Raw genomic sequence first — 17,273 nt, forward strand, 5'->3', positions numbered from 1 at the left:
AATGTCCGATCGATCAGTGCGGCGGGCTACTGATCGCTGTAATGCGACTGGTAAGGGATGACCGGCATATCCAGTGCCTTCGTCTGTGGCGCAAGGGTATAGCGCAAATACAGGCCCGCCGCCCACTGCCGGTAGCTGGACGCGTTGTTGGCGCCCACCGAGGCTCCGCCAGTCAGATGATTGGTGAAGCGGTATTCGGCCGTGGCCAGCAGGTTGTAGCCGAAGCCGGTCGAGGACTGGTCGGGATGGATCGCGCCGTCGGCGAGGCCAATGGTCGAAGCCGCTGAGACTGCTGCGGCCTGCAACCCGCTGTCGGTCGGGAAATACGCCGAGCCGGCCTGGTGGTAGTACTGCACACCGATGGCCGCTTGCAGCTTGTAGGTCCAGCGCTCCGAACGCTGCGCCCACGTGAGCGGCAGGTTGAACGCATAGAACCGCTGCGGGCTGAAGTAGCCGCCGTTGCCGTAGGTGAAGTTGTTTTCGTTGTGGTCGTAGATCATGCCGCTCAGGTTCACGCCCGCGCTCAGCATGCTGTTCTCCGTGCGCAGCAGGTACCAGTACGTCCCGGCGCCGACCTCGGCACCGACGTTGGACTGGACGTTATGACCGTCCAGGTATTTCGCGGAACCGTAGCCGTAGACGCCGTAGTCCTGATTGTCGAGGCCGATCGCACCATGCACGCCGCTGGCAGTCACGCCACCCCAGCTCAAGCCGGATCGCGAATCGGTCGAGCCAGCAAAAGACGTGATGCTGTCCGTCACGGCGCGGCGCGATACGCCCACGTTGAACCAACTGCCCTGCCCGGCATCGATGGAGTTCCTGAACATCACGCCGCCAACGACATTGGTGTACTTGAAACCCAAAGGCGTGGTGCCGATGTCGGCCATCCAGTTTCCAGTCTCGTAGCCGAGACCCAGACCGACGCCGTAGGCGGTCTGTTTGCCCGGTGCGGCGACCTTGCCGGCCTGCTGCGCCCGGGTGGCGGCCGGGCCGCCGCCGAACTGACTGGCGCTGAAGACGTCGGTACCCAACGTGCCGCCCTCGAGTTCAACCGGCGTCACGCGAATGGAAAGCTTGCCGTTGTCGACCGGCAGCACCCCTTCCAGAGCTTGCTGCACGCTCGTCAACTGACCCGTACCGGGTGCTGCGTTGTTCGACGAGACGAACAGCCCACCCCTGACTTCCGGTGAACGCTGCGCACGGAGGTCGCTGAGTTCATTACGCATTTCCTCGAGCGACGGCGAACCGTCCTGAGGCTCGCTCACCGCGACCGTGTCTTGCGGCGCCAGGCCGCCGACCGGCGTGCCCGCCACGGTTGGCAGAGCGGATGGAGCAGAGGACGAGCGCTCGCGCACAGCCGTGGATGTCACGGTCGAGGCAGTCGCGCTCGCCGCGGTAGCAGCCGGAGCAGCAGCGGGCCCGAAACCAGGCTTCTGGTTCGCCAGCACGCTGTCCGGCGCCGCGGGTTGCGGGGCGAACGTTTCGGCGGCGGGCTGGCGACTGTGGCGGACCTGACGACGGTGAGCGTCGTCGTGGTGGACAAAGGGATTGCCCGCCACGTGGACGTCTTGCGCCTGCACGCCGAGCCGCTTTTCCTTGGCGGCAATGGCGGATTCCAGCAGCGACTGCGCTTCGCGGGTCTTGCCCTGCATGACGTAAATGCGCGCGGCGCCGGCCAGCACGTCGGGATCGTTGGGCGCCTTCGCAACGGCCTCTTTCAATGCCGCATCGGCAACGCTGTTCTTGCCGGCCTGCACTGCCGCCATCGCGACGCCCAGTTGCAAACCCGGATTGTTGGGGTCGTTGACGAGCGCCTTCTGGTAAAGCGACAGTGCCTGGTCATACTTGTCATCGGCGGCGTACATGCGCGCGAGCGCGGCCGTGGCGAGGCTGTCGTTGGGCCGCTTCGCGAGGATCGGCGCCAGCGTGTCGTAGGCCTGCGCGAGGTCACCTTGCTGACGTTGCTGGTCAGCCAGTCGCACCGTGTAGAGGTAGTTCAGTTCGTCCAGTTGCCGGCGCTGGTCCGCGGTCAGCGTCTGGCCCTGCAACTCGCGCATCGCGAGCCCGGCCTGGACATACTGGCCGGTCTTGAGCAACAGGCCCAGATAAGCCAGTTGCACATCCGGGCCGCTGCCCTTCAGACCGTTAGGCATCAGCCCGTGCATCAGGCTCATGGCGCGCGGCGTGTTGCCCGCGTCGATATACGCCTGCGCCAACGCGCCCACCTTGGCCGGGTCTTGACCCGCCGCGGGTTCGAGCCGCGCCAGCATACTGCGCGCATCCTCCAGATTGCCTTCGAGCGCCGTTTGCGAGGCTTGCGCCACGACCATCTGAAAATCGATCTGCTGCGCCGTCGCAACCATGTTCGGCGTGCGCGAGGCGGTGGAGATGCGCGTCATCGTGTCCTGCGCGCGCGTCCAGTCGCCCATCTGCATGGCCAGCAGCGCGCTCGCATAGAGCGCTTCGGGATTGTCCGGGTTCGTGACGAGCAGGCCGTCGACGAGTTGCTTCGCTTCGTCGGCATGACCCTGTTCGAGATCGTAGCGCGCCAGTTCCAGGCGAATCCACGGGTTGTCGGGCGCGCTGCGCTGGGCGTCTTCCAGAATGTGCCGGGCCGCGCTCAGATCGCCACGCTGCGCGGCGGCATCGGCCCGAGCGGCGGCGACGGCGGCGCGCAGCCGATCGAGCCCGCCGATGCCGGCCTTCTGTTCGGGCGACATGCCGTCGATCAACTTCTGGGCCTCATCGGCGCGTCCCGTCTGCGCCAGGATATCGATGAGGCCGCTCGCCGCCTCGCGGTTATCGGGGCTTGTCGCCAGCACGTCACGGTAGCCCTTTTCAGCACGCGTCAGGTCGCCCTGCGCCGCATCCAACCGGGCCGACGCATTGCGCCCGCCCGGCTCGGCTGGATCCAGACGCAGCGCCTGATCGAGTTCGCGTCGCGCGGCGGCGAAGTCGCCCACGTTTTGCGCGCCCTCGGCCTGGTTCACCAGCAGCCAGTAGCGCGCGGAATTGAGGGCCTTGGCCCAGTTCGCGCCCGCGCCCGGACGCGACACCGCCCGCGACAGCAGCGTCTGCGCCTGCGCCAGGTCGCCTTGCTGCATGCGCACGAGGCCCAGTCCCCCCAGCGCATCCGTGCTGTCGGGTTTGTCACGCAGCACAGCGGAAAAGGACTGCTCGGCCGTGGTGATGTCGCCTGACTTGAACGCGGCGAAACCGCGTGTCAGTCGTGCATCCACGACCGGACCGGCCGGTGCGAGCGGATGCGGCGCCAGCATCTGATGGCGTATTTCGTCGTCGTCCGGATGCAGCTTCAGATAGTCTTCAAACCACGATCTGTTTTTCGGCGTGGGCGTGACCCAAGTCAGCACGGAGCGCCAGACTTCCGTCGCTTCGCCGCCGATGTCCGGACGAGCGGCAAGCTTTTCCAGAAGGGCGACACCCGCCGCGCGATCCTGTTCGTCGCGCACCATATGCTGGGCCAGCGGCAACATGGTGTTCGGATCGTTCGGCGTCTCGGCATTCAGGCGCTCGAGGCCCTGGATGGCCTGATCCACACCGCCATCCGTATAGCCCAGATAGCTGTAATACTCTCGCGCCACACTGCCCTGCGGCGCTTTACCGCCCAAGGCCTTGTTATATTCGGCGAGGGCCGCCAACAACGCGGCCTGATCCTTCTGGTTGACGGCGTCTTGCGCCATCTGGCGCGCCTTGGCGAAGGTGGACTTACCCGGTTCGACCGCGAGGCGCAAGCTCTGCTCGAGCAGCGGCACGAAGCGGCTGCCCGGCGCGGCCGCACGAAGTCTGGCCAGATACCCGTTCGCCGCCGCGAACTGGTGCTTGCCGACGGCGATCGTGCCCATCCCATACAGCGCCTCGGGCTGCTTCGGGTCGCTCAGCAGCAGTTTCGACCAGGACTGCGCGGCCAGATCGGGCTTGTCATGCGTTTGCCAGTAGCGGCCCTGTTCCAGCAGCATGTTGGACGTAGCATCCTGCGCCCAGCCCGGGTGGCCGACCGAGGCGACCATCAGTCCGAGAATCCAGGCCCGGTTGCGGCTGCGTCTGACTACCATGACTTTCCTTGATTATGATTGTTGCTGCCGCGACGCCCGCAGCCGCTCACGGGCTTCAGCGTCGCGCCGGGCCTGGCGGCGCCGCAAGAACGAAAACAGACCAACCGCGATCAGCACGAGCGCGATGATGCCCAGCGCCTTCAGCACCCACGCGAGCGACAGGCCGAATGAAGCCAGCCACCAGTCGAGGCCGCGCCAGATGCCGAGATGCCCGACGTAGTAGGTATGCTCGCTCACGAGCGAATCGACTTCCGTGCCGCGGATGGACACGAGGCTTCCCTGGATGGGCTGCTTGCCCGAGTTCGGCGCATCCAGCAACGCGGAGACCGCATCCGTCAGGCCGTCGGGCTGATTGCTGGCCAGCATGACCACGCTGCGGCCCGGTTGCTTCGGCGATTCGAAGCCTGCGAGCACGGCGCTCACGCCCGGCCCCGACCAGGCCAGCGACAGGCGGCGGGGTTCGGCGTCGAGGCGCGGGTTGGCATGGAACCAGCCCAGCACGCGACCCGGCAGATCCGATACGGCGAACTGCGCGCTGTGGTCATACGCCGCGGGCATGGTCCGCGCCCAGTCCTTGAGCCAGGCTTGATCCGCACCCGAGGCGATCACGAGCAGATCCTTGTCGGACGGCATCGCGTCGATGCGCTGACCGCGCAGCACGGTGACGCCGCGCGCCGGATAGCCGGTCGAATCGCCCATGCGGCCCATCACCGCCAGATACGTGCTGTATTCGGGTGTGCCCGCGTTGGGGCCCAATACGACGTCCGTTCCGGACAGGTCGGCCATGCGCGTGAACGGGAAGCCCGCCTGGGCGAACGAGGCCAGGTTCGGCATGGCGATGTAGTGCGGATACTGCGACAGATCGATCGTCGATTCGGGATCGACCGCGCCGCGCACGTTGTCGATGATGATGTCCCGGCACTCGCCCTGCTTGATGTAGTCGTACATGTAGCGGAACTGCAACTGGGTATTCGGCTGCAACAGCGCCTCCAGCGGCACTTCCAGTTTCGCCTGGCGCGGCAGGCTGCTGTCGGGCAAAACTTCACCCCGCAGCTTGCTGCCGCCCTCGAGCCGTTCGAGCGAGAGCAGCGGAATCGACTTCATGAACTGGTCACTGACGCTGAACAGCAGCGACGAATTGACCATATAAGGCTGCGGCGTATAGCGGTAATGCAGGTCGATCGGCACGTTGGGTGCATGCCAGCCGAACAGGTCGGGCGGCACGCGCATATTGATGCGGATCAGATCGGGGCTGTAGCCCGACACCTGCAATTGTTTGGTATCGACGAGTTCGCCCAACGACATCGGACGGTCGGTGCGCAGCCAGCGCGGCGCATCGTACGGCTTGCGCGGCGCGAGCTCGGCGAACCGCGTGATGAGCGCGCTCGAACCCGACAGCGTCTGGGTGCCCGTGACCAGCGCGTCGGCGGCCTGCTTGAGTTCCTTGCCGTCACGGCCCATCACCAGCAACAGCTTGCCGTTGGGATCGTTGGGGTTGGTCACGACGGCGAGAGTCGGACCTTGCAGCGGCGAGTCCGCCAGGCTCGCTTGCGCCGCGCTGTCGACGATGACGACCGCGTTGCCCCTGGCAGGCACGGTAGAGATCGATACCGGAAATTGCGCGCCGCGATATTTCGCCAATGCGCCGAACCACGACGACACGGCGCCGGCCGCTTCCAGCGCGGCCGTATCAGGATTGCCGGCGAACACGAACGGCAGGTCCAACCGGCGAATATCGTGCTCGTCGAAGAAGGGTCGCGGAAGGCGAGCCAGATCGCCGGCCTGCGCCAGCGGCTGGGTGTCGATGCTCAGCGTACTGTCGTTGCTGATGTTGGCCCACAGGCTCGAGTGCAGCGGGTCTTCGCACTGGTTGGTGTAGTGGCCGATCAGTTGCAGACGCAGCTTGCTGTTCGCGGTGAACAGATACGGCGGCAGCGTGATAGTGCGCTGCAGGTTGGTGCCGGACGTGTTTTTGGGCACGTCGATCGATGCCGCCACCTGATCGTTGACCAGCACATTGATGTGCGACAGATCGGGCAGCAGCGCCGGCGAATAGGCATAGCGCAGGTTCAGTCGCGCACCTGTGACGACCCGATCGTCGCGCACGCCGACCGGCAGCGTATTGCTGCCGTCGACGCCGCGCAGGTTGAGCGCGTATTGCGCGCCGAGTTGCTGCAGCGAATAGGTCACCGTCGAAGAAGCCGCGGTAGCGGCTCCGGCGTCCGGCACGGACTGCAACGGCGCCGCGTTGCTATCTGCCGTTGCCGGCCGCGCGGACGGGTTGGCCGCGCCGCCGGCCGAAGCCGACGCGTCCTGCCGCGCAGCGGCGGCAGCCGCCGCTGGTTGCGCCGCCTGGGTTACCGTCGATGTGACAAACACACAACCGAGCAACAGTGCCGGCCATACTGGTTGCGCAGTCATGCAACGCGCAAGGCGTGCCCGGGAGATGTCAGGCCGTCTTCTAAACATGAGAACCTCTTCGTCCTTCTTCACGTTGCGATGTCTGGGGAATATCCAGGTCTAATCGATTCAGGGCACGCCGGTGCAGAAACACGCCGCCGAGCAAACCTATGAGCACGACGCTGGCGAGCGTCGCCACGAGCAGCAGCAGGATGTGGCTCGCGAAGAACCATTCGAGCGCGAGCCCAGGCGGCAAGGACCCGATGAAATAGCTTTGATCGTTGCTCAGCGTGGTGAGCGTGCCGTCATGCACGACCACGAGGCTGCCGCTGATCTTGTCGTCCGGACGCTTGCTGATGAGGTAGCGGTTGGCTTGCAGCACGTCCACGACAGCGTCGAGACCGTCCGGCGTATTGCCCGATACGACCACCGCGCTGCGGCCGCGAGCCAGCGGCGACTCGAGTCCCGCCAACATGCCGTCATGGTCGTCGCTGCCATACAGTGCGGCGATGGCGGCCTCTCGTTCAGCCTGCGCATGCCCACCCGTCAGCTTTTCCCACCACGCGGCGATCCAGCGGTCCGATGAAGCAACCGGAGCGAAGAAGCCGCGCGGCAGATCATCACGCCATGCTTTGAGCAAGGGCTGGTTATCACCCGACGCCAGCACGAGCAGGTCCTTGCGACGCAGCGCGTCAACCTGCGCTGGATCGCCCACCGTCACGCCGAGCACCGGATAACCCGTGGTTTGACCCATGCTGCCCATCAGCGTCAGGTAAGCGGAATAGTCGCCAGCGACCGGCTGTGCGGGCAGGATCACCGCCGTCTCGGACAGATCGGCCATCCGCGTGAACGGAAAGCCTGCGTCTGCGAAGACGCGCAGATCCGGCATGGCTGCGTAACGCGGCAGGTGGGAAATGTCGATCGTCGAAGTCGGATCGATGGCGCTCAGGAGCGGGCCGCCGGGCACATCCTCGACGTGGTCTTTCGGCGCCACTGACTCGTAGCGATAGTCGAATTGCAGCGTCGTCAACGACGGCAGCAGATAGGTCGGAACGCGTATCACCGCATCACCGTCCGACGCGTCGCCTGTCAGCGGCAAGGTCTGCAGGGGCGTGTTGCCGGCCAGCACACCGAGCTCCGAGCGCGTTGACTCCGGACGGGCCGTATAACGGTAATGCAGGTTCAGCACCGCGCCGCTGTTGTCAAAACCGAACAGACCCGGCGGCAGACGCAGGTCCACATTGATCGCGCCAGGGCGAAAGCCCTGCACCGTCAAGCGGTCCGCCGCTAGCATCTCGCCCAACTGCACCGGGCGGTCACCCGGCAGCCAGTTGGGTGCGTCGTAAGGCTTGCGCGGCACAACGGAAACCGGGGCGTCGATCTCGACCCGAGAGCCCGACAGCGTCTTCGCGCCAAGCACCAGCGCGGTCGCGGCCTCGCGGATCTGCGCGTCGTTGCGGCCCATGACCAGCAGCAGCTTGCCGTTAGCGTCATTGGGGTTGGGCACGATGGCCAGCATCGGCCCTTCCACCGCAGGCAGGGTCAAGCCCGGCACCTCGCCCGGCAGCGCGAGCACCACCGCATGTCCATGCGCGGGTATCGTACCCAGGCTCGCGGAGAAGTGCGCACCGCGATAGCCCGCCTGCGCACCCAGCCACGAGGTCACGATACCGGCCGATTCGAGGCGCTGCGCGCGAGGCGCTTGCGGCAGCACGACGGGCAGGTCCACCCTGCGCACATCGCGCACGTCGAGGAACGGCGCGGGCAGTTGCGACAGGTCACTGGACAGGGTCGCCGGAACCACGGTCAGTTCCAGCGCACTGTCCGGCCCGGGCTTCAGCCACAGGTCGGAACTCAGCGGATTGTTGCCCTGATCGCTCGCCTTGCTATGCGCGATCAACTCGAGGGTGAGCTGGTTGAACCCGGACAGCAGCGACACCGGCAGATCCACACTGATATGCGCCGGCGTCCGCGGTGCCGGTTCGGGCAACGCTACGGTCGCCCCCACGACGCTGTTGAGCAACACCTTGAGATGCGAGAGCGTAGGCAGCAATGTGGACGAGTAACTGTAGTCCAGCACGAGCCGCGCGCTGACTACGCGCTCGTCGCGGCGCAAACCGAAGTCCATGCCCGCATAGGCATCCTCGCCGAGCAAGGTCAACCCCTGCTCCGCGTTTTGCCGCAGCAGCGGGATCCGGTAGGTATACGCGTCGGCCGGCGCCGCCGCGCTGAGTTCCGGGTGCGGACTTTGCCGCACGGCATCGACCGGGACAGCCGACGCGGGCATCGCCGGCGTAGACGCCTGCGATGCGAACGACGCTGCCGACGCAGCGGGCACCGTCGCGGCCAGCACGTCGCCCGCTCCGAGCAACAGGACCGAACACAACACCGCGCCCAACCGGCGCGCGCTCGTCAAGGAGCGCAAAAGCGACAGGTAGCCGACACTCACGATTGCTTTGTTCCCAAGTCGCTTGCCGGGTCTGCGGACGAACGGCCAAGGCGCTCACGCCCACCCAGGAACAGATGCCGGAACAACTCCCCGAAGCCGCGCATGCCGACGCCGAGCACCTCAAACAGGCTTCGCAGCGGCCTGTCGGGACGATAGCGGCCCCATGAGGCGATCCAGCTGTCGGCGCGCGAAAACGTCGCCCCTATCCAGGCGCGCTCCTGAGCGATCGTCAGGGTCGGAAAACTCACGCCGATGGTGCGTCCGCGGCACACCTGCACTTCGGCCGGGAAAACGTCCTCGTAGTCGTCGCGCAACACCGCCACCGTGATGCGATCGCCGTGCTCCGGCAACGGTGCGCCCTCAGGCAGCACCAGCCCCAGACCACCGTGCGAATAGTCGCTGGTCTGACAGTCGATGCGAGTTCCGTCGGCGTGAATCACGGCGGCCGGCAGTTCGATCTGGACCCGCGGAGCGAGACGCAACTGTCTCGATTCGCTCGCTACGCCCGCGGCCGCGCTGAGGTTCATGATGTTGTAGGTTACCCATACCAGGTTGAACAGAATGCTCGTCGCTTCGGGCCAGCCCGGACTGCGGATCAGACCTGCGACACCCACCATGAATCCGGTCAGATTGATGAGCAGCAGAACGATGTAGGGCCGGGCCATCGCCCAGTCCAGGAAGGACTGACGGATCACCCCGCCCTTGGACGTCACGTTGAAGCCTTTGCTGCCTGGAAAGAGTACGGCTTGCAACGCGGGCAGAATCACGTACCAGGCCAGTACCGTTTCGTAGACTTCGCTCCAGAACGAATGTCGGAAACGCCCTTGAATGCGCGAGGCGCCGAGGCTCGAAATGACGAGGTGCGGCACGACATAGGCCAGCACCATCAGCGCGGAAGCATGAAAGACGTGCGCGCCAAAGAACAGATACGCCATCGGTGTGATCAGAAACACGATGCGCGGCAAGCCGAAGAAAAAGTGCATCATCGCGCTCAGGTAACACAGACGCTGAGGCAGTGTTAGCCCTGCGATCAACAGCGGGTTGAAGCGACGGAATATTTCCGCCATGCCTCGTGCCCAGCGTATGCGCTGACCGACGTGACGCCCCAGACTCTCGGTGGCGAGACCCGCTGCCTGAGGGATGGCGAGATAGGCCGTGTTGTAGCCCCTCGTGCTCATCTTGAGCGCGGTGAGCGCATCTTCCGTGACACTTTCCGTCGCCACGCCGCCTACATCCTCCAGTGCCGAACGCCGCAGCACCGCGCAGGAACCGCAGAAAAAAGCGGCATTCCACAAGTCGTTGCCGTTTTGCAGCACGCCGTAAAACAGGTCACCCTCGTTGGGCACCTTGCGGAAGGTTTCGAGGTTGCGCTCGAACGGATCGGGCGAGTAGAAGACGTGCGGCGTCTGCACCATGGCCATCTTCGGATCTTTCAGGAACCAACCCATGCAGACCTGCAGGAACGAGCGCGTGGTGACGTGATCGCAGTCGAACACTGCGATGTACTCGCCGCTCGTCCTGGAGAGTGCCGCGTTGAGATTGCCTGCTTTGGCATGCGCGTTGTCCGGCCGGGTCAGATAATCCACGCCAGCCTGCTCGCAGAATTGCCGGAATTCGTCACGACGGCCGTCGTCCAGCACATACACGCGCAGCTTGTCGGCCGGCCAGTCGAGCAGCGTGGCGGCCAGCACCGACTGCCGCACGACCTGCAGCGGCTCATTGAACGTGGGAATGTACACATCCACCGTCGGCCATGCCGAGCTATCGGCCGGCAAGCGCGCAGGCCGGCGATGCAGAGGCCAGAGCGTCTGAAAGTAGCTGCACAACAGCATGAGCACCGCGTACCCTTCGGCCAGCAGCAGCAGGCAGCCAAAGGTCATGTCGAGCGAGGTGGTAAAGGACAGCGTCTGCGTCAGGCGCCAGTACAGGTAGCGCAAGGACATAAACACCGACAATGCCACCAGGGACACCGTGATGATCCTGCCGCGAATGCGGTTCAGCAGAACCGCGACGACCATGCAAAGGATGCCAAACGTCCATTGCTTCGACACGGCCAGATTGACCGTCATGGCAGAAGTGAACAACAGCGCGGCCAATAGCGTCACTGCCAGCCGCAGCCAGTTCGACGCCCATAGCGGTGTCCCCGCTTCCAGAAGTTTGTCGTCCCAACTTCCCGCATCGTCACTCTGGTCCGTGTTGCGCGTTTGCCGCCGCTGCTCCGTCTTGCTCAGCCTGCGTTTGATCTGTGCCATGGAAAGGTCTTCTAGCGCGTGCGCCGGTTCGGCACGACGCGCAGGTTCGCGGCCACCGTGGTTTTAACCAGGCCGTCATTGACGGAAAAGACTGTGACGAAGTTCATGACGTCTGGCGTTGCGGAACACCTTCTTGAGGCTCACTCCGTTCCCGCAGGCGCGCAAACACGGCGCTCAGAGAGTCCGGCTGCTGAGGAGCGGTGACAGGTTCGGGATTGAACTGAAGGACCGGCTGTTCGGGGGCGGCTTGCAATACCGGAAGAGATCCGGACACGGCAGCGGGGACGGCTGGCGCAATCAGCTGCGGCGGCGCGGCGGGGGCCACTTCAGTCACATCGGTGGGAAGAACGGCTTCAGCCTCGCGAGCCGAGTCGTCCCGGGTCGTGTCCCCTGGCGACGAGGTGGTCTGCATGGACCAACGCCCACGCGAACCTTGCCCCTGCTCTATTCTTTCTATTTCTTGATAATGCGACGGGCTCACGCCCAACATCTGGAAGAGATTCGAAATGTCTGATGCACTGCTCATACGCCATCCCCGTCGAACTGGCCATATTGTTTGTTGCAGACTGCACCGCGTACCGGTCGGGCAATTTGCTGTAATTTTTACTTAGGAATAAGGATAACCATTATTTCCGTTACATCATCGCGTCCGCCATAATAATTCCCAAATCGTGAGGCGGCACCGTTGATACACTCGCCCTTTAGAGACCTCTTCAGGAGAGCCGCGCGCAAGCCTTATTTTTCAGCCAAGGCAACCGAGGGCCCCGCCGCTGCGGTACGAGCGTGTAACTCATGAGATACCCTTGCGCTCAGGATGAGCGGCGCGTATTGTACAGCGGAACTTAATGCGTGGACCCAAATAATTCCTATCTATATATCGGCTATTCCAGAGCAAAGTTAAGCGTTTTAATTGTTAAATATGGTCAGTCAAACGTTTGCTTTTTATTGGGCGTCCGATTATTCCCGAATTTGCGCTGGGAATCGGTTTTGAAAAGCGCGCCGTGGTGTTACGGACTGTCGTCGCGCCCGAGCATCCACACCCAATGCGGGTCGACGTCGAGCAGCAGCCGTGTCGTCACACCGAGCGTGCCCGACAGATGAGCCACCGACGTGCATACGGTAACGACCAGATCGAGATTGCCGACGAGCGCCGCCGACTCGTCGAACGACTTCAGCTCTTTCGTGCAGTCGACAACATCCAGTCCGTCGGACGCCGCGTTACGAGGGCCGACGCCGGAAATGTAACGCGGGACCGGTCGATAATCGCGTCGTACGTCTATCAGGACGTGAAGAACGTCAAGGCAAACGACATGCGACGCGCTCCAGCATCGCTCGTATTCGCAGCGGTCCAGGCTTCACGCCGAGTTTGTCGGCAAGTTGCACGAGCGGCAGAAAACGCCGCTGCAATTTTTCTGTGTGATTCTGCGCGATGTCCGCTATCCGGTGCTCAAGAAACGGATTGAGTAGGCGCTCGCGTAACTCGACGAGATAGGCGAGAGCCTGCTCGCGCTGACCGAGGACCGCAAATGTCGGGAGCACATCTTCCGCCCAGACAGTTTCCAGGCTGGCGCGTAGTATCGGGTCGTTCATTGCCTGACATACGGTCTCGTCAACCGGTCTGCGGTCCTCTAGCCACCGCTCCGCCAGATAGCTGTGACCGAGATTGAGCAGGAACAACTTCAGGCGCTCGAAGTGCTGCAGATCGTCAGTCAAAACGATGTTTTCATGAGTGCAGGGTAGAACCAGCCCCGGCTGCTGCTCAATCGCCCAGAGCGCATACGGTTCGGCAACGGCGCCCACCGGTTCGATCGCCTGCGAAACGATGCGGTCGACGAGCGAATTGGCCCATATGCAATGCGTTCGAAGGTAGGTAGTGAACGGCTCCGGCAGCCCCCACTTTACCGCGAGAGTCACGACAAGTTCGCGCAACGTATCGCCGTTATTGACCACGAGTTCGCATGGAAAAAGGGAGAGCGGCGCATCAGGGTTTCGTTCCCAACGGGCATGAAGCAACACCAGCAGCTTGGCCGGAAAGCTCTGTGGCACGCGCTCCGGATGATTCACGAGCGTCGCGGTATCTCGGTCATCAAGCCGGAACCCCCTGTCTCCCGTATTGGAAACAATCACTTCGACGTGCTCTGCCACGGCGTCTCGCACTTGTGCCCAATGAGACTCGGCGTGCCATGCTGCCCGCACCGCGTTGCCGCTCAGCATCTCGTCCACCAGCACGCCGTGACGCATACCTCGAACCCGTACCGGATATCGCCCGCCCTCTGCCAGCGCTGCAATACGCTTCTGACTGGACTGGCTGCTGGTGGTCTGCACGACTGTAATGCCACCGAGCGCGGCACCCCGCGTCATGGCTTCCGAAACAAACAGGTCGACATGCGCCTGAAGAAAGCGGCTAGTGCCGAACTGGAGAATTGGCTGGCTCATGGCAAATATCCGATATGCGTCAGAGTCAGCATTCGATGATGGCTTTCACTACACCTGCGGACGGTTCGAGCAGTTTCGAAAATTCGGCAGGAACATCGGCAAGCTTCATCCGGTGTGTGTTGAGTGCCGCATCGGGCACCTGACCGGCACGCATGGCCCTGAGCACAGTTTCGAAATCTTCCGCAGTCGCATTGCGGCTTCCGATCAAGGTGGCTTCGCGCTTGTGGAACTCCGGATCGGAGAAAGTGATCTTGTCTCTCACCACGGAAATCAACACGTATTTCGCGCCGTGCGCAATAAACTCAAAGCCGCGCTCCATGGCAGCCGGATTACCCGTCGCATCGAAGACCACATCGAAGAATTCGCCGTCGGTGAGTTTCGCCAGCTCGTCGACGTCGGTATCACCGATTTGCACAGTAGCCGCCACTTCAATTTTCTCAGCGCAGAAGTTGAGACGATCGAGCCGTGTATCGAGCGCCGTCACCGTGGCCCCGCGCAGACGTGAAAAGATCATTGCGGCCATACCGATCGGACCTGCACCGACCACCAGCACGCGCTGTCCCGCCTGAACGTCCGCGCGACGAACCGCGTGCGCGCCAATGGCGAGAAACTCGATCATTGCCGCCTGATCGAGCGTGATTCCTTCAGCCTTGTGAACGAACTGACGCGGCAAACTTAGATACTCCGTCAATGCGCCATCACGATGCACGCCCAATACCTGAATGTTCACGCAGCAGTTCGTTTTTCCGTTCCTGCAGGCAATGCACTGACCGCATGACAGGTAGGGCATCACGTAGACCGGGTCGCCGGCGTCCAGGCCGGAATCCGTGTCGGCTTCTTCGACCGTGCCCGACAGTTCGTGTCCCATCACGCGGGGGTAGGCGAGAAATGGCTGATTGCCGGTAAAGATGTGCAGGTCGGTGCCGCATACGCCGACGCGTCGCACGCGTAGCAACACTTCGCCGCGATCGCGCGGTGGCCGTGAGCGCGTCTCAGCGCGTAGTACGCCGGGAGTTTCACAAATAATAGTGAGCATGAGGTTTCCTTTTTCAGCTACAGAACCCGCGAAGCCATAGTGCGGTTTCGATGCGAGCCCGGTTAATTTGTTTCTTCATGGCGAGGTCAAACGAGTGCCGTGTCGAGACAACGCTATTCGAGGTAAAAGACCTCTTCCATCTGTGCCCAGTGTTCCGACGGCGCACGACTCACCAACGGTTTCTGGCACGGGCTGCACAGGCTCCACCAACGTTGTGTTTCCGGGTCGCTCGCAATCTCGGCCATATCGCTTTCATAGTCGGTTCCGACGTATTCCCAGTAAGCAAACAACAGGTTCTCGGGCTCCCGCAGAAAAATCGAATAGCGGGTGACATTCGAGCGTTTCAGGCGATCGAGCACCGTCGGCCACACCTGCGCATGCAAGCGTTTGTATTCGTCGATGTGCTGCGGATCGATACCGATGACCATTCCCATTCGTTGCACTACGTTCTCCCTATTAATGGTGATGTGCGTCGATACACAGGCTCACTCGACCACCTCGGGCACAGGTGCGGTGTCCGCAATCAGACCGTCCGACTTCAGCTCCTGCCACAATCCGGCTGGCAGCGCCTGCTCAAACCACGCGACGTTCTGCTGGAGTTGTTCGACACTGCGCGCGCCCACCACGCACGACACAACCGCAGGATGCGCAAGCGGAAACTGCAGTGCCGCAGCAGGTAGCGGAACCTCGAATTCACGGCAAACCTCAGCCAGCCGGTTGACGCGCGACACGACACCGGCGGGGGCGTCCCCGTAATTGAACTTGCCGTTACCTGCCAGCACGCCAGAATTGAACACACCGCCGACCACGATCGAATGCCCATACCGTACGCAATTGTCGAGAAACGGCGCGAGACAATCCTGCTCGAGGAGGGTATAGCGGCCCGCCAGTAACGTCACGTCGAGCTGTAATTCCTGCATGGCTTCATGCGCGACCTGCCACTCGTTCACGCCGAGGCCGATGGCTTTGACCGCCCCCGCGTTGCGCAGCGTGTCGAGCGCGCGGAAACCGCCCCCTTCTGTAAGCTGCTTCCAGAATTCGACGTTTGCATCCCCATGTGTCATTCGACCGATGTCATGCACATACAGCAGATCGATCTGCGCAATACCGAGACGCTGCTGGCTGTCTTCGAAAGACCGCATGACGCCGTCGAAGCTGTAGTCGTAGTGCGGCCGGAAAGGAAGCGGCTCAGCCCAGCCGTCGTCGCCGCATTGAACGGTCGGATCCGGCCGAAGAAGTCTGCCGACTTTCGTACTCAGCACGAACTCGTCGCGTGGCCGCGCTGACAACGCGTTGCCCACGCGGCGTTCCGAAAGCGTGTAGCCGTAGAACGGCGCAGTGTCGAAATAGCGCAGACCGAGCGACCATGCTTCGTCCATCAGCGCGCGCGCCTGTTCCGTGGGCATCGTGCGATACAAGCCGCCAAGTTGCGAACAGCCCATACCCAGTGCGCTCAGTTGCACCCCGGCACGCGACACCTCACGCAGATCACTTGCTTTCATCAGGAATTCCGTTCCCAGGGATTCATTGCTGGATGTTCAACGCTTCACCGCGCGTCTTGAGTAGCGCTGGGCTCAAGGGCGGACGACGCCGTCTGGCGTCGTCCGCATCGCGCTTCAATACAAGACATTCTTCGCGGCGGGCTGATCGATGTTGTCCTTCTCGACCATCACGACGCCGGTATCCAGTTGCTTCGTAACCGGCTTGTGTTCGATGACATCCACCGCCGTTTTGACACCCTTGTAGCCCATCTGATACGAGCCCTGGACAGCGATGGCCTGGATGGTTCCGTCCTTGATGAAGCCCTGGAGGTCCTGGTTGCCGTCAAAGCCGATCGCGACGACCTTGCCGGCTTTCCCGGACTGCGCCAACGCGCGCCCCATCCCCACAGCAGTCGGTTCATTTGCACCGAAGATGCCCTTCAGATCCGGATTGGCCGACAGCACGTCGGTCGTCTGATTGAGCGCGGTTGCCATCTGCGACTGCGAGTAGAACGGTCCGACTACCTGCAGCTTCGAGTGCTGCGCGAGATACTTCCGGAACCCACCCACGCGGCCAATCTCGGAACCGGCGCCGGCGACGTACGACATCACAGCGACTTTCCCCGTCTGTCCGACACGGTCGATCATCGCTTTCGCGCACAACTCACCGGCCTTGGCGTTATCGGTCGAGAGAAACGACTGGTAATACTGCTTGCCGGAATCGGACACGAGCGAATCGATCAGGACGACCGGAATTTTTGCCTCCCAGGCCTTCTTCATTGCCGGGATCAGCGCGTCGGGATCGGACGGCGCGAGCACGATCGCCGCGACATGCCGGTTCACCGCGTTCTCGACCATATTGACTTCGTCCGCCACGGCTGACTCGGTCGCCGGTCCCTGAAACGTCATCGTGTAGCCGTTCAGCCCTTTCATGCCCTCCGTTGCACCCTTTTGCACGTTCTGCCAATAATTCGAGTTGGCCGTCTTGACGATCACGGCGATCTCTCCGCTCGCCGCATTCGCGTGGGCCGTCGCTGCGGTCAAAAGTGCGGCGGCCAATGCCAGATACATCTTTCTCATGTCTCACTCCTTGGGTTGGTGATTGCACTGCTTTGTTGGACTTCTCGAATGGCTTCATTCGATGTG

10 protein-coding genes and 1 pseudogene are annotated in these 17,273 nt (G+C 62.9%); all 11 read right to left on the reverse strand.

Annotation, left to right across the window (positions count from 1 at the left end; all coding sequences use genetic code 11):
- Positions 1-26: 26 nt before the first annotated feature.
- Positions 27-3,863 carry a cellulose biosynthesis protein BcsC gene (locus HDG34_RS32235; protein WP_184066214.1) on the reverse strand — a complete coding sequence of 1,279 codons (3,837 nt, stop codon included), beginning with the start codon at positions 3,861-3,863 and terminating at the stop codon, positions 27-29.
- Positions 3,864-4,085: 222 nt separating this feature from the next.
- Positions 4,086-6,494 carry a cellulose biosynthesis cyclic di-GMP-binding regulatory protein BcsB gene (gene bcsB / locus HDG34_RS32240; protein WP_184066217.1) on the reverse strand — a complete coding sequence of 803 codons (2,409 nt, stop codon included), beginning with the start codon at positions 6,492-6,494 and terminating at the stop codon, positions 4,086-4,088.
- 40 nt (positions 6,495-6,534) lie between these two features.
- Complete coding sequence (gene bcsB / locus HDG34_RS32245) at positions 6,535-8,922, reverse strand: cellulose biosynthesis cyclic di-GMP-binding regulatory protein BcsB (protein ID WP_311734898.1); 2,388 nt, start codon at positions 8,920-8,922, stop codon at positions 6,535-6,537.
- Positions 8,919-11,174 (reverse strand): UDP-forming cellulose synthase catalytic subunit, encoded by a 2,256-nt coding sequence (gene bcsA / locus HDG34_RS32250; RefSeq protein WP_184066220.1) that lies wholly within the window; start codon positions 11,172-11,174, stop codon positions 8,919-8,921. The genes bcsB (HDG34_RS32245) and bcsA overlap by 4 nt, the downstream gene beginning before the upstream one ends.
- A 103-nt stretch (positions 11,175-11,277) precedes the next feature.
- On the reverse strand, positions 11,278-11,700 hold the full coding sequence (gene bcsR / locus HDG34_RS40285; protein ID WP_090806611.1) for a BcsR/BcsP family cellulose biosynthesis protein: 423 nt from the start codon (positions 11,698-11,700) through the stop codon (positions 11,278-11,280).
- A 484-nt stretch (positions 11,701-12,184) separates the two neighbouring features.
- Positions 12,185-12,379: pseudogene (locus HDG34_RS32255) on the reverse strand (hypothetical protein); the annotation flags it as partial.
- Between the two features lie 91 nt (positions 12,380-12,470).
- Positions 12,471-13,610, reverse strand: a complete 1,140-nt coding sequence (locus HDG34_RS32260) for a mannitol dehydrogenase family protein (protein ID WP_184066223.1) — start codon at positions 13,608-13,610, stop codon at positions 12,471-12,473.
- Between the two features lie 25 nt (positions 13,611-13,635).
- A complete protein-coding gene (locus HDG34_RS32265) occupies positions 13,636-14,646 on the reverse strand; it encodes a zinc-binding alcohol dehydrogenase family protein (RefSeq protein WP_184066226.1) in 1,011 nt (336 codons plus the stop codon).
- Between the two features lie 113 nt (positions 14,647-14,759).
- Positions 14,760-15,074, reverse strand: a complete 315-nt coding sequence (locus HDG34_RS32270) for an L-rhamnose mutarotase (RefSeq protein ID WP_221309320.1) — start codon at positions 15,072-15,074, stop codon at positions 14,760-14,762.
- 57 nt (positions 15,075-15,131) lie between these two features.
- Positions 15,132-16,148 (reverse strand): aldo/keto reductase, encoded by a 1,017-nt coding sequence (locus HDG34_RS32275; protein ID WP_184066232.1) that lies wholly within the window; start codon positions 16,146-16,148, stop codon positions 15,132-15,134.
- A gap of 114 nt (positions 16,149-16,262) precedes the next feature.
- The gene (locus HDG34_RS32280) at positions 16,263-17,207 is read right to left on the reverse strand and encodes an ABC transporter substrate-binding protein (RefSeq protein WP_184066235.1); all 945 of its coding nucleotides are present in this window, start codon (positions 17,205-17,207) and stop codon (positions 16,263-16,265) included.
- Positions 17,208-17,273 lie beyond the last annotated feature (66 nt).

Origin of the sequence: Paraburkholderia sp. HC6.4b (assembly GCF_014200875.1) — a bacterium.
Classification (GTDB): domain Bacteria; phylum Pseudomonadota; class Gammaproteobacteria; order Burkholderiales; family Burkholderiaceae; genus Paraburkholderia; species Paraburkholderia tuberum.